The sequence below is a fragment of the Streptomyces sp. NPDC090442 genome, assembly GCF_044769405.1.
Lineage (GTDB): Bacteria > Actinomycetota > Actinomycetes > Streptomycetales > Streptomycetaceae > Streptomyces.
The window spans coordinates 46,777-71,295 of the sequence record NZ_JBIVXW010000043.1 but is presented as its reverse complement, the minus strand read 5'-3'; the positions used below and the strand labels follow the sequence as shown (position 1 = coordinate 71,295).

At 71.4% G+C, this 24,519-nt stretch carries 20 protein-coding genes; 16 read left to right on the top strand and 4 right to left on the bottom strand.

The window, feature by feature from the left end:
* The first annotated feature begins 149 nt into the window (after nucleotides 1-149).
* From yajC to ACIQU6_RS27590, 5 genes are all read left to right on the top strand, one after another.
* Complete coding sequence (gene yajC, locus ACIQU6_RS27610; RefSeq protein WP_403484375.1) at nucleotides 150-677, top strand: preprotein translocase subunit YajC; 528 nt, start codon at nucleotides 150-152, stop codon at nucleotides 675-677.
* 154 nt (nucleotides 678-831) lie between these two features.
* Nucleotides 832-2,568 (top strand): protein translocase subunit SecD, encoded by a 1,737-nt coding sequence (gene secD / locus ACIQU6_RS27605; RefSeq protein ID WP_403484374.1) that lies wholly within the window; start codon nucleotides 832-834, stop codon nucleotides 2,566-2,568.
* A 1-nt stretch (nucleotide 2,569) separates the two neighbouring features.
* Complete coding sequence (gene secF / locus ACIQU6_RS27600; RefSeq protein WP_403484373.1) at nucleotides 2,570-3,691, top strand: protein translocase subunit SecF; 1,122 nt, start codon at nucleotides 2,570-2,572, stop codon at nucleotides 3,689-3,691.
* Nucleotides 3,688-4,236, top strand: coding sequence for an adenine phosphoribosyltransferase (locus ACIQU6_RS27595; protein WP_403484372.1), 549 nt, complete (start codon nucleotides 3,688-3,690; stop codon nucleotides 4,234-4,236). Before secF ends, ACIQU6_RS27595 begins: the two co-directional genes overlap by 4 nt.
* Nucleotides 4,237-4,422: 186 nt before the next feature.
* Entirely contained in the window at nucleotides 4,423-6,957 is a 2,535-nt protein-coding gene (locus ACIQU6_RS27590) for a RelA/SpoT family protein (RefSeq protein ID WP_403484371.1), read from the top strand.
* Between the two features lie 66 nt (nucleotides 6,958-7,023).
* Here the strand turns inward: ACIQU6_RS27590 and ACIQU6_RS27585 are convergent, their stop codons facing one another.
* Nucleotides 7,024-8,253, bottom strand: coding sequence for a DUF349 domain-containing protein (locus ACIQU6_RS27585; RefSeq protein ID WP_403484370.1), 1,230 nt, complete (start codon nucleotides 8,251-8,253; stop codon nucleotides 7,024-7,026).
* Nucleotides 8,254-8,498: 245 nt separating this feature from the next.
* Complete coding sequence (locus ACIQU6_RS27580) at nucleotides 8,499-9,332, bottom strand: peptidylprolyl isomerase (RefSeq protein ID WP_403484369.1); 834 nt, start codon at nucleotides 9,330-9,332, stop codon at nucleotides 8,499-8,501.
* Nucleotides 9,333-9,515: 183 nt separating this feature from the next.
* On the opposite strand from ACIQU6_RS27580, the gene ACIQU6_RS27575 reads away from it, so the two are divergent.
* The 4 genes from ACIQU6_RS27575 (at nucleotide 9,516) to ACIQU6_RS27560 (ending at nucleotide 13,808) form a co-directional block, all read left to right on the top strand.
* On the top strand, nucleotides 9,516-10,232 hold the full coding sequence (locus ACIQU6_RS27575) for an MBL fold metallo-hydrolase (protein ID WP_376565110.1): 717 nt from the start codon (nucleotides 9,516-9,518) through the stop codon (nucleotides 10,230-10,232).
* Nucleotides 10,233-10,244: 12 nt separating this feature from the next.
* Nucleotides 10,245-11,507 (top strand): histidine--tRNA ligase, encoded by a 1,263-nt coding sequence (gene hisS / locus ACIQU6_RS27570; RefSeq protein ID WP_403484368.1) that lies wholly within the window; start codon nucleotides 10,245-10,247, stop codon nucleotides 11,505-11,507.
* 193 nt (nucleotides 11,508-11,700) lie between these two features.
* On the top strand, nucleotides 11,701-12,342 hold the full coding sequence (locus ACIQU6_RS27565; protein ID WP_403484367.1) for a vitamin K epoxide reductase family protein: 642 nt from the start codon (nucleotides 11,701-11,703) through the stop codon (nucleotides 12,340-12,342).
* Between the two features lie 107 nt (nucleotides 12,343-12,449).
* The gene (locus ACIQU6_RS27560) at nucleotides 12,450-13,808 is read left to right on the top strand and encodes a replication-associated recombination protein A (protein ID WP_403484366.1); all 1,359 of its coding nucleotides are present in this window, start codon (nucleotides 12,450-12,452) and stop codon (nucleotides 13,806-13,808) included.
* Nucleotides 13,809-13,836: 28 nt separating this feature from the next.
* Here the strand turns inward: ACIQU6_RS27560 and ACIQU6_RS27555 are convergent, their stop codons facing one another.
* On the bottom strand, nucleotides 13,837-14,589 hold the full coding sequence (locus ACIQU6_RS27555) for a DUF2470 domain-containing protein (RefSeq protein WP_403484365.1): 753 nt from the start codon (nucleotides 14,587-14,589) through the stop codon (nucleotides 13,837-13,839).
* 182 nt (nucleotides 14,590-14,771) lie between these two features.
* Here ACIQU6_RS27555 and rpsD point away from each other — a divergent pair, with 182 nt between their 5' ends.
* Entirely contained in the window at nucleotides 14,772-15,383 is a 612-nt protein-coding gene (rpsD, locus tag ACIQU6_RS27550) for a 30S ribosomal protein S4 (RefSeq protein ID WP_403484364.1), read from the top strand.
* Nucleotides 15,384-15,405: 22 nt separating this feature from the next.
* Here the strand turns inward: rpsD and ACIQU6_RS27545 are convergent, their stop codons facing one another.
* Complete coding sequence (locus tag ACIQU6_RS27545; protein ID WP_403484363.1) at nucleotides 15,406-17,595, bottom strand: ATP-binding protein; 2,190 nt, start codon at nucleotides 17,593-17,595, stop codon at nucleotides 15,406-15,408.
* Between the two features lie 176 nt (nucleotides 17,596-17,771).
* Between ACIQU6_RS27545 and ACIQU6_RS27540 the strand changes: the two genes are divergently transcribed.
* The 6 genes from ACIQU6_RS27540 (at nucleotide 17,772) to ACIQU6_RS27515 (ending at nucleotide 24,469) form a co-directional block, all read left to right on the top strand.
* Nucleotides 17,772-18,191, top strand: coding sequence for a DUF948 domain-containing protein (locus ACIQU6_RS27540; protein ID WP_274919315.1), 420 nt, complete (start codon nucleotides 17,772-17,774; stop codon nucleotides 18,189-18,191).
* Between the two features lie 8 nt (nucleotides 18,192-18,199).
* Nucleotides 18,200-18,535, top strand: a complete 336-nt coding sequence (locus ACIQU6_RS27535; protein WP_274917042.1) for a DUF6167 family protein — start codon at nucleotides 18,200-18,202, stop codon at nucleotides 18,533-18,535.
* On the top strand, nucleotides 18,535-21,204 hold the full coding sequence (gene alaS, locus ACIQU6_RS27530; RefSeq protein ID WP_403484362.1) for an alanine--tRNA ligase: 2,670 nt from the start codon (nucleotides 18,535-18,537) through the stop codon (nucleotides 21,202-21,204). The genes ACIQU6_RS27535 and alaS overlap by 1 nt, the downstream gene beginning before the upstream one ends.
* Nucleotides 21,205-21,218: 14 nt before the next feature.
* Nucleotides 21,219-21,683: a Holliday junction resolvase RuvX gene (ruvX, locus tag ACIQU6_RS27525; RefSeq protein WP_403484384.1), complete on the top strand. Its 465-nt coding sequence runs from the start codon at nucleotides 21,219-21,221 to the stop codon at nucleotides 21,681-21,683.
* Nucleotides 21,684-21,810: 127 nt separating this feature from the next.
* Nucleotides 21,811-23,622: an endolytic transglycosylase MltG gene (gene mltG, locus ACIQU6_RS27520; protein ID WP_403484361.1), complete on the top strand. Its 1,812-nt coding sequence runs from the start codon at nucleotides 21,811-21,813 to the stop codon at nucleotides 23,620-23,622.
* A 10-nt stretch (nucleotides 23,623-23,632) separates the two neighbouring features.
* A complete protein-coding gene (locus tag ACIQU6_RS27515; RefSeq protein WP_403484360.1) occupies nucleotides 23,633-24,469 on the top strand; it encodes a shikimate dehydrogenase in 837 nt (278 codons plus the stop codon).
* The last annotated feature ends 50 nt before the right edge of the window (nucleotides 24,470-24,519 follow it).

The following is a 24,519-nucleotide window of genomic DNA, read 5'->3' as shown; positions in this document are numbered from 1 at the left end:
TCGCCCGGTCAGGAACTGCGGTGCGATGCTGGGCGTTGTTCCTGTGGTGCGGACTCGCTTAGACTCCGCCGATGCCGTCCGTATGGACGGTATTTCCACCCCTGTATATGAGACCGCGGTGAAGCGGTCGTGCGAAGGATTTTCGTCCCGTGAGTATCGTGACTCTCCTCCCCTTCATCGTCCTCATCGGGGCCATGTTCCTGATGACGCGGTCCGCCAAGAAGAAGCAGCAGGCGGCCCAGCAGATGCGCAACGAGATGCAGCCCGGCACCGGCGTCCGGACCATCGGCGGCATGTACGCCACGGTCAAGGAGCTCCACGAGGACACCGTCCTCCTGGAGGTCGCCCCCGGCGTGCACGCCATCTACGCAAAGAACGCCATCGGTGCGGTGCTCGCGGACGAGGAGTTCAACCGCATCCTGGACGGCGCCGACCCGATCTCCGGCGAGGACCGTCCGGTCGTCCCGGACGACGTCTCGTCGTTGACCAGCGCCGATGAGGCCGCCGACAAGGGTGCCGAGGCCGGCAAGATCGACCTGGGCAAGGCCGAGGCCGACAAGGAAGCCGAGCCCGCCGAGAAGGCCGAGGACGCCGAGGCCAAGAAGGCCGACGAGTCCACCGACGAGGCCGAGGCCGCCAAGGACGGCAAGAAGGCCGGCGGCGCTGACGCGAAGTAGTCGTTCCGTAGTGAGGGACCGCGGCACGCCCCCAGATCAGGCGCACCGCGGTTCCCGGACGGTCTAGGCTCCGGCGGGGGCACGTCCCCACAACACTTCGTGGCCGCTCGGCAGACATCCCCGGCCGAGGGGTTGGACAGGGAGAATCGACAAGGTGGCAGCACCGAAAAAGGGCCGTAGGGCGCCCGCGAGCAAGGGGCATCCAGGGCGCACCCTGATCCTGGTCCTGATCGCGATGGCGGCGCTGGTCGGAGGCATGTTCTACTCCAACCATCTGACCCCGCGGCTGGGCATCGACCTGGCGGGCGGCACCAGCTTCACGCTGGCCGCGCAGAACCAGCCGGGCAAACCCAATGCGATCAACGAGACCAACATGAACACCGCCGCCAGCATCATGGAGCGGCGGGTCAACGGTCTGGGTGTGTCCGAGGCCGAGGTCCAGACGCAGGGCAACAGCCACATCATCGTGAACATCCCCAAGGGGACGGACGCGAAGCAGGCCCGCCAGCAGGTCGGCACCACCGCTCAGCTCGCCTTCCGGCCGGTGCTGACCACCGCCGCGGGCGCCAAGACGCCCGAGCCCAAGCCCAGCCCCTCCCAGAGCGGCAAGGGCGGCGAGAAGGCCACCGGCGGCAAGGGTTCCTCGCCGTCGCCGAGTGCCAGCTCCACCACCCAGGGCCGCGCGGTCACCGACGCGCTGAAGAAGCCGTCCGCCTCGCCCTCGGCCTCCGCGTCGGACAAGCCCTCCACGCCGCCGACGCCGCCCGCTCCCGGTGGCGCGGACATTCCGCCCGCGCTGCAGAAGCAGTTCGCGGCGCTGGACTGCTCCACCAAGCAGAGCCTGTCCCAGGCCAACGAGCGGGCCGCCGGCACCAAGCCCTCCGACCCGGTCGTGGCCTGCAAGCAGGACGGTTCGCAGAAGTACGTGCTCGGCCCGGTCGGTGTCGAGGGCACCGACGTCAAGGACGCCAAGGCCGTCTTCGACAGCCAGCAGGGCCAGGGCTGGATCGTCCAGATGGACTTCACCTCCGGCGGCGGCAAGAAGTTCGCGGACGTCACCGGCAAGCTGGCCGCCAAGACGCAGCCGCAGAACCAGTTCGCGATCGTGCTGGACGGCTCGGTCGTCTCCGACCCGCGCGTCAGCGAGCGCCTCAACGGCGGCAACGCCACCATCTCCGGCGGCTTCACCCAGCAGTCCGCCGAGGACCTCAGCAACATGCTGTCGTACGGCGCCCTGCCGCTCTCCTTCAAGATCGACGACGAGACCACGGTCACCGCGGCGCTCGGCGGCGAGCAGTTGCGTGCGGGTCTGATCGCCGGTGCCATCGGCCTCGCGCTGGTCGTCGTCTACCTGGTCGCCTACTACCGGGGGCTGGCGCTGGTCGCGCTGGCGAGCCTGGGCGTCTCGGCGGTCCTGACGTACACGATCATGACGCTACTCGGCCCGACCATCGGGTTCGCGCTGAACCTCCCGGCGGTCTGCGGCGCCATCGTCGCCATCGGCATCACCGCCGACTCGTTCATCGTCTACTTCGAGCGCATCCGGGACGAGATCCGCGAGGGCCGCACGCTGCGCCCGGCCGTCGAGCGCGGCTGGCCGCGGGCCCGCCGCACGATCCTGGTCTCCGACTTCGTGTCGTTCCTGGCCGCGGCGGTGCTGTTCATCGTCACCGTCGGCAAGGTGCAGGGCTTCGCGTTCACGCTGGGCCTGACCACCGTGCTCGACGTGGTCGTGGTCTTCCTCTTCACCAAGCCCCTGATGACGCTGTTGGCACAGCGGAAGTTCTTCGCCTCGGGGCACCCGTGGTCCGGCCTCGACCCCAAGCGCCTGGGCGCCCGGCCGCCGCTGCGCCGTCGTCGCACCGCCCCCACCCAGACGAAGGAGGCGTGAGATGTCCAAGCTCGGCAATCTCGGCGCCCGGCTCTACCGCGGTGAGGTCGGCTACGACTTCATCGGCAAGCGGATGATCTGGTACGGCGTCTCGATCCTCATCACCATCACGGCCATCGTCGGCCTGGCGGTGCGCGGTCTGAACTTCGGCATCGAGTTCTCCGGCGGTGCGGTCTTCACCACCCCGAAGACCTCGGTCTCCACCACCGAGGCCCAGCACCACGCCGAGTCGGCCGCCCCCGGCCACCAGGCCCTGGTGCAGCAACTGGGCGGCGGCGCCCTGCGGATCCAGATCAGCGGTCTGGACACCAAGCAGGCGGTGCCCGTCCAGGAGGAGATCGCCAAGGACCTCAAGGTCCCGGTCAAGGACGTCAACACCCAGTTGGTCGGCCCGAGTTGGGGTGAGCAGATCGCCAACAAGGCGTGGCTGGGCCTGGGGATCTTCATGGTCCTCGTGGTGCTCTACCTCGCCGTCGCCTTCGAGTGGCGGATGGCGGTCGCCGCGCTGGTCGCGCTGATCCACGACCTGACGATCACGGTCGGCGTCTACGCCCTGATCGGCTTCGAGGTCACCCCGGGCACGGTCATCGGTCTGCTGACGATCCTCGGTTACTCGCTCTACGACACCGTCGTCGTCTTCGACAGCCTCAAGGAATCCTCCAAGGACATCACCAAGCAGTCCCGCTTCACCTACAGCGAGATCGCCAACCGCAGCATCAACAGCACCCTGGTGCGCTCGATCAACACCACGGTCGTGGCGCTGCTCCCGGTCGCCGGTCTGCTGTTCGTCGGCGGTGGCGTGCTGGGCGCGGGCATGCTCAACGACATCTCGCTGGCCCTGTTCGTGGGTCTGGCCGCCGGTGCCTACTCGTCGATCTTCATCGCGACCCCGCTGGTCGCCGACCTGAAGAACGGCGAGCCGCAGATGAAGGCGCTGGCCAAGCGGGTCGCCGCCAAGCGCGCCTCGGCCGCCACCAAGGAGGCGGCCCGCGAGGAGGACCAGTCGGACGAGGCGGTGGCCGAGGACGGCGACGAGGACGAGGGCGCCGCGGTGGTCGGCCAGCGCTCCCAGCCCGCGTCCCGCAACCGCGGCCGCGGCCGTCCCTCGGGGAGGCGTCGATGAGCGCCCCCACCGAGCTGCGCGAGCTGCTCCTGGACCGGATCGCGGACGTCCCGGACTACCCGAAGCCGGGCGTGATGTTCAAGGACATCACCCCGCTGCTCGCCGACCCGCTCGCGTTCCGCGCCCTGACCAGCGCCTTCGTTGATCTGTGCGAGCGCTTCCGGGTCGACAAGGTGGTGGGCCTGGAGGCCCGCGGCTTCATCCTCGCGGCGCCGGTCGCGGTGGCCGCCGGGGTGGGCTTCGTCCCGGTCCGCAAGGCCGGCAAGCTGCCCGGCGCGACGCTGGGCCAGGCGTACGACCTGGAGTACGGCACCGCCGAGATCGAGGTGCACGCCGATGCGCTGGCGCCCGGTGACCGGGTCCTGGTGATCGACGACGTGCTGGCCACCGGCGGCACCGCTGACGCCTCGCTCCAGTTGATCCGTCGGGCCGGCGCCGAGGTGGCGGGCGTGGCCGTGCTGCTGGAGCTCGGCTTCCTGGCCGGGCGGCAGCGGCTGGAGCCGGGCCTGAAGGGCGCTCCGCTGGAGGCCCTGATCACGGTCTGAGCCGCCGCCGGCCGGGCGGCCGGCACCCGTGGCGACAAGCGGGGGCATCCGGAACATTCCGGGTGCCCCCGCTGCTGTGTCAGGTACCGGACCCGCGGCCGCGCGGCGGCCGTGGCCATGGGCTCGATACCATGGCACCCCGGCCGCTTCGAGGCCCTGGGGTCCGAACCCGCCTGAGGAGTGCCCTTGCCAGACGAGGCCCAGCCGCTCTCCCCCGGACCGCGTCCGACGGGGACCCCCGCCGTGCGCCCGGACGAGCCGAAGCCGCAGTCCGCGGTTTCCCCCGACGCGTCGAAGCCCGAGCGGCAGACCGCGGCCGAGGGCACCGCCGCGCCCGTCGCCCCCGCCGGCCGTTCCCGTCCGGCCCCCGCCTCGCCCCCGGCGACGGCCAAGCCGCTGCCGACCGCCACGGCCGGCCGCTCCGGCTCGCCCAACCGCGTCCGGGCCCGCCTGGCCCGCCTCGGCGTCCAGCGTTCCAGCCCGTACAACCCGGTCCTGGAGCCGCTGCTGCGGGCGGTCCGCAGCAACGACCCGAAGATCGAGACGGCGACGCTGCGCCAGGTCGAGCGGGCCTACCAGGTCGCCGAGCGCTGGCATCGCGGCCAGAAGCGCAAGAGCGGCGACCCGTACATCACCCACCCGCTCGCGGTCACCACCATCCTCGCCGAGCTCGGCATGGACCCGGCGACGCTGATGGCGGGGCTGCTGCACGACACCGTCGAGGACACCGAGTACGGCCTGGACACCCTGCGCCGGGACTTCGGCGACCAGGTCGCGCTGCTCGTCGACGGCGTCACCAAGCTGGACAAGGTCAAGTTCGGCGAGGCCGCGCAGGCCGAGACGGTCCGCAAGATGGTCGTGGCGATGGCCAAGGACCCGCGGGTGCTGGTCATCAAGCTCGCCGACCGGCTGCACAACATGCGCACCATGCGTTACCTCAAGCGGGAGAAGCAGGAGAAGAAGGCCCGCGAGACGCTGGAGATCTACGCCCCGCTGGCGCACCGGCTGGGCATGAACACCATCAAGTGGGAGCTGGAGGACCTCGCGTTCGCGATCCTCTACCCCAAGATGTACGACGAGATCGTCCGGCTGGTCGCCGAGCGCGCGCCCAAACGGGACGAGTACCTCGCGATAGTGACCGACGAGGTCCAGGCCGACCTCCGCGCCGCCCGCATCAAGGCCACCGTCACCGGCCGCCCCAAGCACTACTACAGCGTCTACCAAAAGATGATCGTGCGCGGCCGCGACTTCGCCGAGATCTACGACCTGGTGGGCATCCGCGTCCTCGTCGACACCGTCCGGGACTGCTACGCCGCCCTCGGCACCATCCACGCGCGATGGAACCCGGTCCCCGGCCGGTTCAAGGACTACATCGCGATGCCCAAGTTCAACATGTACCAGTCGCTGCACACGACGGTGATCGGCCCCAACGGCAAGCCCGTCGAGCTCCAGATCCGCACCTTCGACATGCACCGCCGCGCCGAGTACGGCATCGCCGCGCACTGGAAGTACAAGCAGGAGGCGGTCGCCGGCGCCTCCAAGGTGCGCACCGACGCGCCCAAGGGCACCGGCAAGGGCGCCGGCCAGGACACCGTCAACGACATGGCCTGGCTGCGGCAGTTGCTGGACTGGCAGAAGGAGACCGAGGACCCGGGCGAGTTCCTGGAGTCGCTGCGCTTCGACCTCTCGCGCAACGAGGTCTTCGTCTTCACGCCCAAGGGCGACGTGATAGCGCTGCCGGCCGGCGCCACCCCGGTCGACTTCGCCTACGCGGTGCACACCGAGGTCGGCCACCGCACGATAGGGGCGCGGGTCAACGGACGCCTCGTCCCGCTCGAATCGACCCTGGACAACGGCGACTTGGTGGAGGTCTTCACCTCCAAGGCGGCCGGCGCGGGCCCGTCCCGCGACTGGCTGAGCTTCGTGAAGTCCCCGCGGGCCCGCAACAAGATCCGCGCGTGGTTCTCCAAGGAGCGCCGCGACGAGGCCATCGAGCAGGGCAAGGACGCCATCGCCCGCGCGATGCGCAAGCAGAACCTGCCGATCCAGCGGATCCTGACCGGCGACTCCCTGGTCACCCTGGCGCACGAGATGCGCTACCCGGACATCTCCTCGCTCTACGCCGCCATCGGCGAGGGCCATGTCGCCGCGCAGGGCGTCGTCCAGAAGCTGGTGCAGGCGCTCGGCGGGCAGGACGAGGCCACCGAGGACATCGCCGAGTCGACGCCGATCCGGCCGCGTTCCAAGCGCCGGACGAGCGCGGACCCGGGCGTGGTCGTCAAGGGCGTGGACGACGTGTGGGTCAAGCTGGCCCGCTGTTGTACGCCGGTGCCGGGCGACCCCATCATCGGGTTCGTCACCCGCGGCAGCGGCGTCTCGGTGCACCGCGCCGACTGCGTCAACGTGGACTCGCTCTCCCGGCAGCCCGAGCGGATCCTGGAGGTCGAGTGGGCGCCGACCCAGTCGTCGGTCTTCCTCGTCGCCATCCAGGTGGAGGCGCTGGACCGCTCCCGGCTGCTGTCGGACGTCACCCGGGTCCTCTCGGACCAGCACGTCAACATCCTCTCCGCGGCCGTGCAGACCTCCCGCGACCGGGTCGCCACCTCGCGCTTCACCTTCGAGATGGGTGACCCCAAGCACCTGGGCCACGTCCTGAAGGCCGTCCGCGGCGTCGAAGGGGTCTACGACGTGTACCGGGTGACCTCGGCGCGCCGGCCCTGAGCGAACCCGCACGGGAAAGGCCCGGTACGGATCGTCCGTACCGGGCCTTCGCGCGTCCGACAGGCGTCAGCCGCCGAACTCCTCAAGCCCCTTCAGGGCCTGGTCGAGCAGGGCCTTGCGGCCCTCCAGCTCGCGGCCGAGCTTGTCCGCCTTGGCGGTGTTGCCGGCCGCCCGGGCGGTGTCGATCTGCTTCTGGAGCTTGTCGACGGCGTCCTGGAGCTGGCCGGTCAGCCCCGCGGCGCGGGCCCGCGCCTCGGGGTTGGTCCGCCGCCACTCCGCCTCCTCGGCGTCCTGGATGGCCCGCTCGACGGTGTGCATCCGGCCCTCGATCTTGGGGCGGGCGTCCCGCGGCACGTGGCCGATGGCCTCCCACCGCTCGTTGATCGCCCGGAACGCGGACCGGGCCGCCTTCAGGTCGGTGACCGGGAGCAGCTTCTCCGCCTCGGCGGCCAGCTCCTCCTTGCGGGTCAGGTTCTCCCGCTGCTCGGCGTCGCGCTCCGCGAAGACCTCGCTGCGGGCCTGGAAGAAGACGTCCTGGGCGCCGCGGAAGCGGTTCCACAGGTCGTCCTCGTGCTCGCGCTGGGCGCGGCCGGCGGCCTTCCAGTCCTGCATCAGCTCGCGGTAACGGGCCGCGGTGGCGCCCCAGTCCGTGGAGCCGGAGAGCGACTCGGCCTCGGCGACCAGCTTCTCCTTGGCCTTGCGGGCCTCCTCGCGCTGCGCGTCCAACGAGGCGAAGTGCGCCTTGCGCCGCTTGGAGAACGCCGACCGGGCGTGCGAGAAGCGGTGCCACAGCTCGTCGTCGGTCTTGCGGTCCAGCCGGGGCAGCCCCTTCCAGGTGTCCACCAGTGCCCGCAGCCGCTCGCCGGCGGCCCGCCACTGCTCGCTGGCCGCCAGCTCCTCGGCCTCGGCGACCAGCTTCTCCTTGGACTGCCGCGCCTCGTCGGTCTGCCGGGCCTTCGCCGCCCGACGTTCCTCGCGCCGCGACTCGACCGTGCTCACCAGCCCGTCCAGCCGCTTGCTCAGCGCCTCCAGATCGCCCACCGCGTGGTGCTCGTCGACCTGCTGGCGCAGGTGGTCGATGGCGGCCTGGGCGTCCTTCGCCGAGAGGTCGGTGGTCTTGACCCGCCGCTCCAGGAGGCCGATCTCGACGACCAGGCCCTCATACTTGCGCTCGAAGTAGGCCAGGGCCTCCTCTGGAGTGCCCGCCTGCCACGATCCGACGACCTGCTCGCCGTCGGCGGTACGCACGTACACGGTCCCCGTCTCATCGACGCGGCCCCATGGGTCGCTGCTCACAGCGCCTCCTCCACATGATGCCGACGCGGGCTGTGGCCCCCGGCATCGTCCACAGTTTCTGTCCGGCGGGGCAGCGCCCCGACCGGTCCGACGGGCTGAATTGCGGTGAGGGTGGCAGGCCGTCGGAGCAGGCACCCTACACAACGCCAATCTAGGCGACCGGCGGTCGGCTGTCCGCATCCAGCACGACCGAAGTTCCAGATGGGGACGGACGGCACCCGCCCCCGCGCCGGCCCCCGCGCCGGTCAGGATTTCCTGACCGACGCCCCGTTGATGACGACCGTGGCGTTGGGAGCGGTGTTGCCGGTGGCCGGATCGGGGTGCGAACCGGCGGCGGCGATCTTCTTCAGCACGTCCATCCCGCCGGTGATCCGGCCGAACGGCGTGTAATTCGGGGGCAGCTGGCTGTCCTTGTAGACGAGGAAGAACTGACTGCCCCCGGAATTACGGGTCTTGGGGTCCTGGCCGTCGTAGCGGTTGGCCATCGCGACCGTGCCCGCCGGATACACACTGCCCTTGATCCGGGGGTCCTTGAGGTTCTCGTCGGGGAGCGTGTAGCCGGGGGTGCCCTGGCCGGTGCCCTTCGGGTCGCCGCACTGCAGGACGTAGATCCCCGAGTCGACGAGGCGGTGGCAGCGGCTGTGGTCGAAGTAGCCCTGACCGGCAAGGAAGGCGAAGGAGTTGACGGTGTGCGGGGTCTTGCCGGCGTCCATGGCGAAGGTGATCCGCCCGCAGGTGGTGGCCAACTCCGCGGTGTAGGTGGCCGAGGCGTCGACCGTCATCGCCGGCTCCTTCGACCAGGTCTTCGCCGACGGGCTGCCCTCGGCGGGCCGGGCGCACGGGTCGGCGGCGGTCGGGGAGGGGCTGGCGGCGGCCTGGTCGGACGCGTCCTTGCGGTCGCCGCCGATCAGCGAGGCGGAGGCGTACGCGGTGACGCCGGCGGCCAGCGCGACGGCCACGACGCCGGCGACGACCATGTTGCGCCGCTTGGTCCGCCGCGTGCTGTCGGTCCGTCGCTGCTGCTGGCGCGTGTACTTCTGCCGGGCGAGCTGGCGCCGCCGCTGGTCCTTGCTGGCCACCGGTCGTCTCCTTGTCCTGAGCGTCGATCGTTGCCCCTGGGGCCTGTCCGATGGGTCACGGCCGTGGCCGTACCGTATACGGGTTCGCCCTGGCGGGAGTCGCGCCGGTAGGCTCTGGAGCTGCCGAGATGTTCCGGGCGCGGTCCCGCAGGCCCGCCCCCCCGCCGATCTTTAAGGACGAACGTGCTGATTGCCGGGTTCCCCGCCGGGGCCTGGGGGACCAACTGCTACTTGGTCGCCCCCGCCGCCGGCGAGGAGTGCGTGATCATCGACCCGGGCCACCAGGCGGCCCCCGGCGTCGAGGACGCGCTCAGGAAGCATCGGCTCAAGCCCGTCGCGGTCATCCTCACCCACGGCCACCTCGACCATGTCGCGTCGGTCGTCCCGGTGTGCGGTGCGCACGACGTCCCCGCCTGGATCCACCCCGAGGACCGCTACATGATGAGCGACCCGGAGAAGGCCCTGGGCCGCTCCATCGGGCAGCAGCTCATGGGCGAGCTGACGGTGGGCGAGCCGGACGACGTCAAGGAGCTGGCCGATGGCAGCGCCCTGGAACTGGCCGGGATGGAGTTCTCGGTCGCGCACGCACCGGGCCATACCAAGGGGTCGGTGACCTTCCGGATGCCCGAACAGGCCGACGTTCCGCCGGTCTTGTTCTCGGGCGACCTGTTGTTCGCCGGCTCCATCGGACGCACCGACCTGCCCGGCGGCGACCACGCCGAGATCCTCCGGTCGCTGGAGCGCGTATGCCTCCCGCTGGACGACTCGACCGTGGTCCTCTCCGGCCACGGCCCCCAGACCACCATCGGCCGCGAACGCGCCACCAACCCCTTCCTCCGGCAGGTGGCCGCCGGCCTCGGAGACGGCACGCAGACCGCCGCTCCGCGACGAGGAATGTGACGAGAACCTTCCGTGAGCACCTTTCAGGCACCCAAGGGCACCTACGACCTGATCCCGCCGAACTCCGCGACGTACCTCGCGGTGCGCGAGGCGATCGCCGCACCGCTGAGGAACTCCGGCTACGGCTACATCGAGACGCCCGGCTTCGAGAACGTCGAGCTGTTCGCCCGCGGTGTCGGTGAGTCCACCGACATCGTCACCAAGGAGATGTACGCCTTCGAGACCAAGGGCGGCGACAAGCTGGCGCTGCGCCCCGAGGGCACCGCGTCCGTGCTGCGCGCCGCGCTGGAGGCCAACCTCCACAAGGGCGGCAACCTCCCCGTCAAGCTCTGGTACTCCGGCTCGTACTACCGCTACGAGCGCCCGCAGAAGGGCCGTTACCGGCACTTCTCGCAGGTCGGTGCCGAGGCGATCGGTGCCGAGGACCCGGCGCTGGACGCCGAGTTGATCATCCTGGCGCACCAGGCGTACCGCTCGCTGGGGCTGCGCGACTTCCGGATCCTGCTGAACTCGCTGGGCGACAAGGAGTGCCGTCCCGTCTACCGCGCCGCGCTCCAGGACTTCCTGCGCGGGCTGGAGTTGGACGAGGACACCCGCCGCCGGATCGAGATCAACCCGCTGCGGGTGCTGGACGACAAGCGCGAGGCGGTCCAGGAGCAGCTGATCGGCGCGCCGATGCTGCGCGACTACCTCTGCGAGGCGTGCAAGACGTACCACGAGCAGGTGCGCGAGCTGCTGGCCGCGGCGGGCGTGGCCTTCGAGGACGACCCGAAGCTGGTCCGCGGCCTGGACTACTACACCCGCACCACCTTCGAGTTCGTCCACGACGGCCTGGGCTCGCAGTCCGCGGTGGGCGGCGGCGGCCGCTACGACGGCCTCTCCGAGATGATCGGCGGCCCCGAGCTGCCGTCCGTCGGCTGGGCGCTGGGCGTCGACCGCACGGTGCTGGCCCTGGAGGCCGAGGGCGTCACCCTCGACATCCCGGCCGTCACCTCCGTCTACGCCGTGCCGCTCGGCGAGGAGGCCCGCCGGGTGCTGTTCGGCAAGGTCACCGAGCTGCGCCGGGCCGGCGTCGCCACCGACTTCGCGTTCGGCGGCAAGGGCCTGAAGAACGCCATGAAGTCCGCCAACCGCTCCGGTGCGCGGCTGGCGTTGGTGGCCGGCGAGCGGGACCTGGCCGAGGGCCTGGTCCAGCTCAAGGACCTGCAGAGCGGTGAGCAGACCCCGGTCGCGCTGGACGCGGTGGTCGAGGAGGTCCGCCGGGCGCTCGGCTGACCCGTACCCGTACGCACCCGGGGGCCCGGACGGCAGCGCGCCGTCCGGGCCCCCGCGTCAATGCCGGGCACGCGGAATCACCCCGGATCCGCGCTCGGCACCCTGGTCTCACAGACAGGTGCGGCACAATGAAGGACGCGGCCGGGACCGCCGGCCGGGATCCTCTCCCCACGGGACCGACGGAAACGGCCATATGACGACGACAGCGCTTGACGACGTGTCCACCGACGACGACCGCGCGAGCGCGGCGGGGACCACCGGCTCGGGTCGCGGCTACGCCGTGCTCCTGGTGATCACCGGCGCGTTGGGTCTGCTGGCCGCCTGGATCATCAGCCTGGACAAGCTGGAGCTGCTGAAGGACCCGAACTTCAAGCCCGCCTGCAGCTTCAACCCGATCATCTCCTGCGGCAGCGTGATGCAGAGCAAGCAGGCGGAGGTCTTCGGCTTCCCGAACCCGTGGGCCGGCCTGGTCGGCTTCGGCGTCGTCGTCGCGGTCGGGATGGCGCTGCTGGCCGGCGCCCGCTTCCGCCGCTGGTACTGGCTCGGCCTCAACGTGGGCACGCTGCTGGCCGCGGTCTTCTGCATGTGGCTGATGTCCCAGTCGCTGTACTCGATCAACGCGCTGTGCCTGTGGTGCACGCTGACCTGGTGCGTCACCATCGCGATGTTCTGGTACACCACGGTGCACAACGTCAAGCACGGCATCCTGCCGGCGCCCCGCGGGCTGCGGGACGCGGTGGTGGAGTTCCACTGGGTGGTCCCGGTGCTCTGGTACGGCGTGATCGCGCTGCTGATCCTGACCCGCTGGTGGTCGTACTGGAGCAGCCTGATCTGACCGGCCCTCCGGGAGCGTCCCGGACCCGTCCGCAACAGCCCCTCGCCCCGACCGCCGTACCCCGGCGGTCGGGGCGTTGTCAGTGGGGTGGCATAGGCTCCGTAGACGTGGAGCCCGACCTGTTCACCGCCGCCGCAGAAGCCCGTCAGGAGAAGGACCCCGCGGGGTCCCCGCTCGCCGTGCGCATGCGCCCGCGCACCCTCGACGAAGTCGTGGGGCAGCAGCACCTGCTCAAGCCCGGATCGCCGCTGCGGCGGTTGGTGGGGGAGGGGGCCGGGGGGCCGGCGGGGCCGTCCTCGGTGTTCCTGTGGGGGCCGCCGGGCATCGGGAAGACCACCCTGGCGTACGTCGTCAGCCAGGCGACCAACAAGCGCTTTGTGGAGCTCTCCGCGATCACGGCCGGGGTCAAGGAGGTCCGGGCGGTCATCGACGGCGCCCGCCGCGCCTCGGGCGGCTACGGCAAGGAGACGGTCCTCTTCCTGGACGAGATCCACCGCTTCAGCAAGGCCCAGCAGGACTCCCTGCTGCCCGCGGTGGAGAACCGCTGGGTGACCCTGATCGCCGCCACGACCGAGAACCCGTACTTCTCGGTGATCTCCCCGCTGCTCTCCCGCTCGCTGCTGCTGACCCTTGAACCACTCACCGACGACGACCTGCGCGGCCTGATGCGCCGGGCGCTCACCGACGAGCGCGGTCTGGGCGGGGCGGTCACCCTCCCCGAGGACACCGAGGCGCACCTGCTGCGGATCGCGGGCGGGGACGCCCGGCGGGCGCTGACGGCCCTGGAGGCGGGCGCCGGTTCGGCGCTGGCCAAGGGGGAGCAGGAGATCACCCTGCGGACGTTGGAGGAGTCGGTCGACCGTGCGGCGGTGAAGTACGACCGGGCCGGCGACCAGCACTACGACGTCGCCAGCGCGCTGATCAAGTCGATCCGCGGCTCCGACGTGGACGCCGCGCTGCACTACCTGGCGCGGATGATCGAGGCCGGGGAGGACCCGCGGTTCATCGCCCGCCGGCTGATGATCTCGGCCAGCGAGGACATCGGGTTGGCCGATCCGACGGCGTTGCAGACCGCGGTGGCCGCGGCCCAGGCGGTGGCGCTGATCGGTTTCCCCGAGGCCCGGATCACGCTGAGCCAGGCCACCATCGCGCTCGCCCTGGCGCCGAAGTCCAATGCCGCGTATCTGGCGATAGACGCCGCGCTGGCGGACGTCCGCGCCGGCAAGGCCGGGCCGGTGCCCGCGCACCTGCGCGACAGCCACTACCAGGGCGCCCAGAAGCTGGGTCACGGCCGGGGCTACCAGTACCCGCACGACCTGCCGGGCGGCATCGCGGCCCAGCAGTACGCCCCCGACGCGGTGCACGGCACGCGCTACTACGCCCCCACCCGGCACGGCGCCGAGGCACGCTACGCCGACGTCGCCGAGCGGGTCAGGGCCCGGCTGCGCGGCGAGAACGGCGACTGACCCGGCGGACGGTGGGCCGTGGCGGCGGTCAGTCCGCCGCGGCCTCGAAGAGCGCGTGCATGGCCCGGCGCAGCTCGACGATGTCCCGCACCGGCTCGGGGAAGTCGAAGCGGGCGTCGAAGGTCCGCCGGTCGCCGTCGCTGAAGCGCACCCGCAGTCCGAAGCGGTCCAGGCCGACCGGGACGGCGCGGTCCCGCACCCCGCAGCTCTCGCCGCGCTCGCCGAGCAGCGAGCACAGCCCGCGCACCTGCTCGGCGTGGGCGGAGTGCAGGTGTTGGAGCAGCTCCGCCTCGTGCCCGACCAGCGGGTCGGGCGCCGCGGCGGCGAACTCGTCGGGCTCGAAGGGCTCCGCGCCCCACAGGTCGTCCACGGCGCCCTCGCCCACCTCCAGACGCAGCAGCATCCAGGCGGGTCGGCCGTACTGACCGGGGGTCGGGTCGGGGGCCAACGCCTCGCCGATGCCCAGGAGTTCGCCGACCGGGTGCCGCTCGGCGAGCAGCATCGCGGCCCGGGCGCGCTGCTCGTTGCGCACGGGGGTGAGCCAGCCGGCGACCCAGGCGCGGCCGCGGATCCGGTGGGGCACCGAGACCGGCGCCACATCCGTGATCTCCATCACGGCGGGGAGGTCGTCGTCCTGGGCGTGTGCGGCGGACCGGGCGGCGACGGAGTCCCCAGGAACCAGCAACAGCACGTCCCCTTCGGGTGTCACGGTCCGGCAGACGGGGGCCGAGAGGCCGCTGTCGTCGGGATCCTCGACTCCGGGGATGTCCAGCGACGCCATACCATGGGACTCGACGAGAGTTCGTACGCGCTCAGCCGCCGAGGGCCGCTGGGCGTCTTCCGCGGGACGCGGCTGACCCGCCCCGGTGCGATCCGCGCCGGTCAGGGGGATCCCAGGTCGAAACATGCGTTCTCCTCGCGCTAAGGTAAGCCTCGCCTAACTTACATGGAGGAACGTTCCACGTGAACCAGTCGCGTCCCAAGGTCAAGAAGTCCCGTGCGCTCGGCATCGCGCTGACGCCGAAGGCCGTCAAGTACTTCGAGGCCCGTCCCTACCCGCCCGGCGAGCACGGCCGTGGCCGCAAGCAGAGCAGTGACTACAAGGTCCGACTGCTGGAGAAGCAGCGTCTGCGCGCTCAGTACGACATCAGCGAGCGCCAGATGGTCCGTGCCTACGACCGCGCTCGGAAGGTCGAAGGCAAGACGGGCGAGGCCCTGATCGTCGAGCTTGAGCGCCGTCTGGACGCGCTCGTCCTGCGTTCGGGCCTGGCCCGGACCATCTACCAGGCCCGCCAGATGGTGGTCCACGGCCACATCTCGGTCAACGACCGCAAGGTGGACAAGCCGTCCTTCCGCGTCCGCCCCGGCGACGTCGTGATGGTCCGCGAGCGCAGCCGCGAGAAGCACCCCTTCCAGGTGGCCCGTGAGGGTGGCTACGCCCCCGACGGCGAGACCCCGCGCTACCTGCAGGTCAACCTCCAGGCGCTGGCGTTCCGCCTCGACCGGGACCCCAACCGCAAGGAGATCCCGGTGATCTGCGACGAGCAGCTCGTCGTCGAGTACTACGCCCGCTGATCACTCACAGCAGGCGCACCGCTCAGCCCGCCGGCTCCCCTCCGCTCGCGGACGGGGAGGCGGCGGGCCGGTGCACGGCCGGCGCGGTGAAGCGCAGCACGCTGCGCGGGCCGGGCAGTTCCCGCGCGGGCCGCAGGATGCGCGCCACCGCCGCGTCCAGGTCCAGCCGTCCGCCGGCCCGCAGGCAGCGCTCGTAGCGCTCCGCCCCCAGCCGGTCCCGGGCCTGCCGCTCGCACAGCGCGTGCGGCTGGTTGAAGTGGCGGGAGCCGAACAAGGGCAGCCCCACCGACGGCCAGATCCGTCCCGCGGCGCCCTGGAGCACCGCCGCCTCCTCCACATCGCCCTCGCCCAGCGTCACCAGGGCCAGCAGCTCGATCGCCAACACCGCGCCCAGCAGGTCGTGGAAGGAATGGTCGATCGCCAGCGCCTCCTCCAGCAGGGCCCGGGCCCGCCCGCCCTCCCCGCGCGACCACGCCGCGAACCCCAGCACGAACAGCGCGTACGCCAGCGTCCAGCGCTCCCCGTGGTCCCCGCAGATCTCCCGCACGTCCTCGCAGAGCCGCACCGCGTCGTCCAGCTCGCCGCGGAACGCCACCGCCATCGCCAGCTCCACCTGCCCCATCAGCACATTGCTGTTGAGCTCGCCGATCTCGCGGTAGCTGCGCAGCGCCCCGCGCAGCAGCGTCTCCGCACGCGGCAGGTCGTCGCAGACCAACGCCAGGCAGCCGGTGCGGTGCAGCGCGTACGCGGCGGCCGTGGGGTTGCCGGTCCGGTCGGCCTCCTCGCGGCACTCCTGGAGCATCCCCAACGCCCCCACCGTGTCGCCCTGGAGCACCGCCACGTAGCCGGCCACGCACAGCGCCTTCAGTCGGGCTTCGTCGTGGCCGCCGTCCAGTTCCAGCGCGCGGTCGAGCCAGTGCCGGCCCTCGGCCAGGTGCCCGCAGCCGACCCAGTAGAACCACAGGGTGCCGGCCAGGTACTGACCGAGGTGGGTCTCCTGGGCGCTCTCCAGGCTGTGCTCCAACGCGACGCGCAGATTGGGCAGTTCGGCGTCGATCCGGGCGGCGATCTCGGCCTGCCGGGGGCTGAACCAGTCCAGCTCGCACCAGGTCGCGAGCCCGAGGTACCAGTCGCGGTGCCGGCGCCGCAGCCGCTCACCGTCCCCGGTCGCCGCCAACCAGCCCGCCCCGTAGGCCCGTACGGTGTCCAGCATCCGGTAGCGGACCCCGGCCGCGGTCTCCTCCCGCACGAGGAGCGACTGAGTGACCAACTCCTCGACGACATCGAGGAGTTCCTCCACCGGCAGCTCCGGGCCCGAGCCGACGTACTCGGCCGCCTCCAGGTCGAACTGCCCGGCGAAGACCGACAGCCGGGTCCACAACAGCCGCTCCTGCGGGGTGCACAGCTCGTGGCTCCAACCGATCGCGGTGCGCAGCGTCCGGTGTCGCTCGGGGGCCCCGCGGACGGTGCCGGTCAGTAGCCGGAAGCGGTCGTCGAGCCGGTCCAGCACCTGCTCCAGGGAGAGCGCGCGGAGCCGGCCGGCGGCCAGTTCCAGGGCCAACGGGATGCCGTCCAGGCGGCGGCAGAGCTCGGCGACGGCCGGTTCGATGCCGGCGCCGAGGGCGAAACCGGGGAGCACGGCGGCGGCGCGGTCGGCGAACAGGGCGGCGGCGTCGGCGTCGGCCATCGGGGCCACCGGCAGCGCCTGTTCGCCGGGTAGGCCCAACGGGCGGCGGCCGGCGGCCAGTACCCGCAGTCCGGGCGCGCGTCGCAGCAACTCGGCGGCGAGCTCGGCGCAGTCGTCGATCAGATGCTCGTAGCCGTCGAGGATCAGCAGGAGTTCGCGGTCGGCGACGTGGTCGGCGAGCGCGGTGCGCACCGGGCGGCCGGAGTGGTCGGCCAGTGCCAACGCCTCGGCGACCGCGTGGTCCAGCAGGTGCGCTTCGCGCAGCGCGGACAGCTCGACCAGCCACACCCCGTCGCAGAAGCGATCCTGCAAGATCGCTCCGCCGTGGCGGGCCAGCCGGGACTTCCCCACGCCACCGAGGCCGACGAGGGTGACCAGGCGGGCGGCGGTCAGCCGCCGGTCGAGGGCGGCGAGTTCGTCCGCCCGACCGACGAAGCGATTCAGCTCGGCGGGCAGATTGCCGCGGACCCGCGCCCGCGTGGGGGAGCGGCGGGATGGAGCACCGAAGCGCGTGAGGCGTCGCATGGCCAACGGAGCGTACTCGGGGTGATACGGAACGTACAATCACCCCTTCCGGTACCCCGGTTCGGACCGGGAGCGCGGTACGGGCGGACAGTCGCGGCGCGATAAGGTCAAGGTTGCCGTTCGAGCAGACGAATCCAGACCAGTCGGAGAGTGGTGCCAGCGTGTCCGGTGGAGAGGTGGCCGGGATCCTCGTGGCCGTCTTCTGGGCGATCCTCGTGTCGTTCCTCGCCCTCGTGCTGGTGAGGCTCGCGGGGACCCTCAAGGCGACCACCAAGATGGTGACCGAGGTGTCCGAGCAGGCCGTTCCGCTGCTCGCCGACGCGTCCGCGACCGTCCGCTCCGCGCACACCCAGCTCGCCCGCGTCGACGCCATCGCCGCCGACGTCCAAGAGGTCACCGCCAACGCCTCGGCGCTCTCCTCGACCGTCTCCTCCGCCTTCGGCGGACCGCTGGTCAAGGTCGCCGCGTTCGGCTACGGCGTGCGGCGCGCGATCGGCAAGAAGGGCCAGCCCGAGCCGGACCGCACCGTCGTCGTCGGCCGCAGCCTGCCCGGCGCCCGCCGCGGCGGGCGCCGTTCCCGTCGCTCCAAGGACTGATCACCGCGATGTTCCGCCGCGCATTCTGGTTCACCACCGGCGCCGCCGCCGGGGTGTGGGCCACCAACAAGGTCCACCGAAAGCTGCGCAAGTTGCAGCCCGACAGCCTCGCCGCGCAGGCCGCGGACAAGGCCGTCGAGACCGGACACCGGCTGCGCCAATTTGCATTGGACGTGCGGGCCGGAATGGCGGACCGTGAAGAGCAACTGCACGACGCCCTCGGGCTGGCCGAGCCCGCCGAGGTGCGCGAGCTGCCCGCACCGCGCCGCGCGGTGCTGGACACGTCGTACCGAACCACGAGAACCCCCGGACTGACCGGACCGACCGGAAAAGAGGACCACTGATGGAGTCGGCTGAAATCCGCCGCCGCTGGCTGCGCTTCTTCGAGGAGCGCGGGCACACCGTCGTGCCGTCGGCGTCGCTCATCGCGGACGACCCGACGCTGTTGCTGGTCCCCGCGGGCATGGTCCCCTTCAAGCCGTACTTCCTCGGCGAGGTCAAGGCCCCCTTCAAGACCGCCACCAGCGTGCAGAAGTGCGTGCGCACGCCGGACATCGAAGAGGTCGGCAAGACCACCCGGCACGGCACGTTCTTCCAGATGTGCGGCAACTTCTCCTTCGGCGACTACTTCAAGGAAGGCGCCATCAAGTACGCCTGGGAGTTGCTGACGACTCCCGTGGCGGAGGGCGGCTACGGCCTGGAGCCGGAAAAGCTCTGGATCACCGTCTACTTGGAGGACGACGAGGCCGAGCGCATCTGGCACGAGGTCGTCGGCGTGCCCAAGGAGCGCATCCAGCGCCTGGGCAAGAAAGAGAACTACTGGTCCATGGGCGTCCCGGGCCCCTGCGGCCCGTGCTCGGAGATCAACTACGACCGCGGCCCCGAGTTCGGCGTCGAGGGCGGCCCGGCCGTCAACGACGAGCGCTACGTGGAGATCTGGAACCTGGTCTTCATGCAGTACGAGCGCGGCGCGGGCCTCGGCAAGGAGGACTTCGAGATCCTCGGCGAGCTGCCGTCGAAGAACATCGACACCGGCCTCGGCCTGGAACGCCTGGCGATGATCCTCCAGGGCGTCCGCAACATGTACGAGACCGACACCCTGCGGGTCGTGATCGACAAGGCCGGCGAGCTCACCGGCGTCCGCTACGGCACCGGCGCCGACTCCGACGTCTCGCTGCGCGTGGTCGCCGACCACATGCGCACCTCCACCCTGCTCATCGGCGACGGCGTCACCCCCGGCAACGAGGGCCGCGGCTACGTCCTGCGCCGCATCATGCGCCGCGCCATCCGCAACATGCGGCTGCTGGGCGCCACCGGCCAGGTCGTCGCCGAGCTACTCGACGTCGTCATCAGGACGATGGGCCAGCAGTACCCGGAGCTGCTGACGGACCGCAAGCGGATCGAGACGGTCGCCCTCGCCGAGGAGGCCGCCTTCCTCAAGACGCTCAAGGCCGGCACCAACATCCTCGACGGCGCCGTCACCGAGACCAAGGCCGCGGGCAGCACGGTGCTCCCCGGCGACAAGGCGTTCCTGCTCCACGACACCTGGGGCTTCCCGATCGACCTCACCCTCGAAATGGCCGCCGAGCAGGGCCTGTCGGTGGACGAGGACGGCTTCCGCCGGCTGATGAAGGAGCAGCGGGAGCGCGCCAAGGCCGACGCCCAGGCCAAGAAGCACGGCCACGCCGACATGTCGGCGTACCGCGAGATCGCCGACAAGTCCGGCTCCTCGGTCTTCACCGGCTACACCGACACCGAGGGCGAGTCCACCGTGGCCGGCCTGGTGGTCAACGGCGTCTCCGCCCCCGCCGCCCACGAGGGCGACGAGGTCGAGGTCGTGCTGGACCGCACGCCGTTCTACGCCGAGGGCGGCGGCCAACTCGCCGACACCGGCCGGATCAGGCTGGACAACGGCGCCGTCGTCGAGGTGCGCGACGTCCAGCAGCCGGTCCCCGGCGTCATCGTCCACAAGGGCGTGGTGCAGGTCGGCGAGGTGGTGCTCGGCGCCGCCGCGTACACCAGCATCGACATCAAGCGCCGCCGGGCCATCGCCCGCGCGCACAGCGCCACCCACCTCACCCACCAGGCGCTGCGCGACGCCCTGGGCCCGACCGCCGCGCAGGCCGGTTCGGAGAACTCCCCGGGCCGCTTCCGCTTCGACTTCGGCTCGCCGACCGCGGTGCCCGGCTCGGTCCTCACCGACGTCGAGCAGAAGATCAACGACGTGCTCTCCCGCGAACTCGACGTGCACGCCGAGGTCATGAGCATGGACGAGGCCAAGAAGCAGGGCGCCATCGCCGAGTTCGGCGAGAAGTACGGCGAGCGGGTCCGCGTGGTCACCATCGGCGACTTCTCCAAGGAGCTGTGCGGCGGCACGCACGTCCACAACACCGCCCAACTGGGCCTGGTGAAGCTGCTCGGCGAGTCCTCCATCGGCTCCGGCGTGCGCCGCGTCGAGGCCCTGGTCGGCGTGGACGCCTACAACTTCCTGGCCCGCGAGCACACCGTCGTCTCGCAGCTCACCGAGCTGGTCAAGGGGCGCCCGGAGGAGCTGCCGGAGAAGATCTCCGGTGTCCTGGCCAAGCTGAAGGACGCCGAGAAGGAGATCGAGAAGTTCCGCGCGGAGAAGGTGCTGCAGGCCGCGGCCGGGCTGGCCGAGGGCGCCAGGGACGTCCGCGGGGTGGCCCTGGTCGCCGCCCAGGTCCAGGACGGCACCTCCGCCGACGACCTGCGCAAGCTGGTCCTCGACGTGCGCGGCCGGATCCAGGGTGACCGCGCCGTCGTGGTGGCCCTGTTCACCGTCGCGGGCGGCCGCCCGCTGACCGTCATCGCCACCAACGAGGCCGCCCGCGAGCGCGGCATCAAGGCCGGCGACCTGGTCCGCACGGCCGCCAAGACGCTCGGCGGTGGTGGCGGCGGCAAGCCGGACGTCGCCCAGGGCGGTGGCCAGAACGCCGCCGCGGTGCCCGAGGCGATCGGTGCCGTCGAGCACCTCGTGGCCGAGGCGGCCTGACGGTCGTGAGTGAGATGCGACGCGGTCGCCGCATCGCCGTGGATGTCGGGGACGCCCGGATCGGGGTCGCCTCGTGCGACCCCGACGGGGTCCTCGCCACCCCCGTCGAGACCGTGCCGGGCCGGGACGTCCCGGCCGCGCACCGGCGGCTGAAGGCGATCGTCGAGGAGTACGAACCGCTGGAGGTCGTGGTCGGCCTGCCCCGTTCCCTCAGCGGGGGAGAGGGGCCCGCCGCGGCCAAGGTCCGGGCGTTCGCCCAGGAGTTGGCGCGGAACATCGCCCCCGTAGGGGTCCGGCTGGTGGACGAGCGGATGTCCACGGTCACCGCGACCCACGGGTTGCGGGCCTCCGGCGTCCGCAGCAAGAAGGGTCGCTCGGTGGTCGACCAGGCCGCCGCGGTGGTCATCCTCCAGAGCGCATTGGAGACCGAACGCACATCCGGGCGGGCGCCCGGGGAGCCCGTCGAAGTGGTCATCTGATCGCGGTACGGTAACGTTCCGCGGGTTGTGGCGGCGGTTCGAACGGCCGCGCGTGCAAAGCAGAGGCGGATCGGTTCCGCAGGCGCTGCCCGGACGGCACGCCCCGCCTCTCGTCTCTAGGGGATCGATGACCGAGTATGGCCGGGGCTACGGCTCCGAACCGTGGCACCCCGACGACCCGCTCTACGGAGACCGGGGCCCGTACGGAAGCCAGGAGCAGCAGCCCCAGTGGGCCGGGCAGCAGCCCGCCGGGTATCCCCAGGAGCAGTACCCCCAGCACGCCCAGCACCAGCAGTACCCGCAGCAGCAGTACCCGGCGGGGCACGGCGGTTGGGACGGCGCGCAGCCGCAGGCCGGCGGGCCGGCGTACGACCCCTACGGGCAGCACCCGCAGCCCGACCCGTACCTCCACCCCGACCAGGGCTACCCGCCCCCGCACCACACCGGTCAGCGCTACCCGGGCCAGGAGCTCTACGGCGCCCCGGACGGCTACGGGATCCAGGAGACCCAGCAACTGCCGGCCCAACAGGCCGCCCCGCAGCACGCGATGCCGGGGGCGCCCGATCCGCACCAGCAGTACGAGCAGGTGCCGCCGCAGGGGCCGGGCGGTCATCCGGAGGGGCCCGGCCCGCAACACCCGCAGGCCGGGCCCCCGTACGAGGACCCGGCGGCCGCCGGGGACGACTGGCGGGCGGTGCCGGACGCCGAGGAGCCGGAGCGCGGCCGCGCACCGGAACGCGACCATCCGTTCTTCGCCGACGCCCCGGGCGACGAGGACGCCGGCCGTGACGCCGAGGACGACCGGCGGTCCGGCCGCGAGCGCCGGGGCCGGAAGAACAAGCCGAACAAGCGCCGCAGCGGCACCGCCTGCCTGGTCGTGGTCCTGGCCCTGACCGGCGTCGTCGGTGGCGTGGGCTACTTCGGCTACGACTTCATCAAGCGCCACTTCATCTCCTCGCCCGACTACGAGGGCGAGGGCAGCGGCGACATCCAGGTGACCATCCCGGACGGCGTCCCGCTCTCCGAGATGGGCACGATCCTCGCCCGCGACGGTGTGATCAAGAGCGCCGGCGCGTTCACCGAGGCGGCCAACGACAACAACCAGTCGCGGAGCCTCCAGCCCGGCACGTACACCCTGCGCAAGCAGATGTCGGCCGCGGCCGCCATCCAGCTCATGCTGGACCCCAAGAGCCGCAACGGCCTGACGGTTCGGGAGGGGCTGCGGGCCGACGGGGTCTACGAACTGATCGACCAGAAGCTCAAGTTGAAGGCGGGCACCACCAAGGAAGTCGCCAAGACCCAGAGCAAGAACCTCGGACTGCCGTCCTGGGCCGACGACTCCCCGAAGATCAAGGACCCGCTGGAGGGCTTCCTCTACCCGTCGACCTACAGCGTCGGCGAGCACGCCAAGCCCGAGGACGTGCTCCGGGAGATGGTCTCGCGGGCCACCCAGGAATACCAGAAGTACGATCTCGAAACGAACGCCAAGAAATTCCACCTGGATTCCCCGCTCCAACTCCTCACCGTCGCGAGCCTCACCCAGGCCGAGGGCATGACGCACGACGACTTCCGGAAGATGGCCGCGGTCGTCTACAACCGACTGGCTCCGACCAACACGGCCACGAACCAGAAGCTGGAATTCGACTCGACGTTCAACTACCTCAAGAAGCAGAGCAAGATCGACATCAGCATCAAGGAGATCCGGAGCTACAACGACCCCTACAACACCTACTTCTACAAGGGGTTGCCGCCCGGACCGATCGGCAACCCCGGTGCGGAGGCGTTGCAGGCGACGATCAATCCGGACGACTCCGAGAAGTGGCTCTACTTCATCTCGTTGGACGGCAAGAAGACGGACTTCACCACGAATCTCACCGAATTCAACAAGCTCTACCGGCAATTCCAGCAGCAACAGGCACAGAAGAAGAACGGAAACTGAAGGCCAGGCCGTGTCCCACAGGTCCGACAACAAGAAGGCGGCGGTCCTCGGATCGCCCATCGCGCACTCCCTCTCGCCGGTCCTGCACCGCGCCGCCTATGACGAACTCGGGCTCACCGGCTGGGAGTACGGCCGCCACGAGGTCGACGAGGCCGCGCTCCCCGGCTTTCTGGAGCAGCTCGGCCCCGAGTGGGCCGGCCTCTCGCTGACCATGCCGCTCAAGCGCGCGGTGATCCCGTTGCTGGACGAGATCAGCCCCACCGCCGCCTCGGTCGAGGCGGTCAACACCGTCGTGTTCACCCCCGACGGGCGCCGCCGCGGCGACAACACCGACATCCCCGGCCTGCTCGCCGCGCTGCGCGAGCGCGGCGTCGAACGGGTCGAGCGCGCCGCCGTCCTGGGCGCCGGCGCCACCGCCTCCTCGGCGCTGGCCGCGCTCGCCCGGATCTGCACCGGTGAGGTCACCGCGTACGTGCGCAGCGCGGCCCGGGCCGACGAGATGCGCGGCTGGGGCGAACGGCTCGGCGTCGCGGTCCGCACCGCCCCCTGGGACGACGCCGCCGCGGCCTTCGAGGCGCCGCTGGTCATCGCCACCACCCCGGCCGGCAGCACCGATCCGCTCGCCGCCGCCGTCCCCGACCGGCCCGGCACCCTCTTCGACGTGCTCTACGAGCCCTGGCCGACCGCCCTGGCCGCCGCTTGGGCCGACCGCGGCGGTGCCGTCGTCGGCGGCCTGGACCTGCTGGTCCACCAGGCCGTCCTCCAGGTCGAGCAGATGACCGGCCGGGCGCCGGCGCCGCTGGCCGCGATGCGCCGGGCCGGCGAGGCGGCGCTGGCGGCCCGCTGACGGGTCCCGGGCGGTCCGCACCCTGGACGGGGCGCCGCCCGGCCACCGCG

Bases quoted from the DNA above. Each gene is read 5' to 3' on its own strand.
- secF (WP_403484373.1), top strand. From the start codon at position 2,570: ATGTCCAAGCTCGGCAATCTCGGCGCCCGGCTCTACCGCGGTGAGGTC.
- ACIQU6_RS27595 (WP_403484372.1), top strand. From the start codon at position 3,688: ATGAGCGCCCCCACCGAGCTGCGCGAGCTGCTCCTGGACCGGATCGCG.
- ACIQU6_RS27565 (WP_403484367.1), top strand. From the start codon at position 11,701: ATGACGACGACAGCGCTTGACGACGTGTCCACCGACGACGACCGCGCG.
- ACIQU6_RS27555 (WP_403484365.1), bottom strand. From the start codon at position 14,589: ATGGCGTCGCTGGACATCCCCGGAGTCGAGGATCCCGACGACAGCGGC.
- ACIQU6_RS27545 (WP_403484363.1), bottom strand. From the start codon at position 17,595: ATGCGACGCCTCACGCGCTTCGGTGCTCCATCCCGCCGCTCCCCCACG.
- ACIQU6_RS27535 (WP_274917042.1), top strand. From the start codon at position 18,200: ATGTTCCGCCGCGCATTCTGGTTCACCACCGGCGCCGCCGCCGGGGTG.
- alaS (WP_403484362.1), top strand. From the start codon at position 18,535: ATGGAGTCGGCTGAAATCCGCCGCCGCTGGCTGCGCTTCTTCGAGGAG.
- ruvX (WP_403484384.1), top strand. From the start codon at position 21,219: ATGCGACGCGGTCGCCGCATCGCCGTGGATGTCGGGGACGCCCGGATC.
- mltG (WP_403484361.1), top strand. From the start codon at position 21,811: ATGACCGAGTATGGCCGGGGCTACGGCTCCGAACCGTGGCACCCCGAC.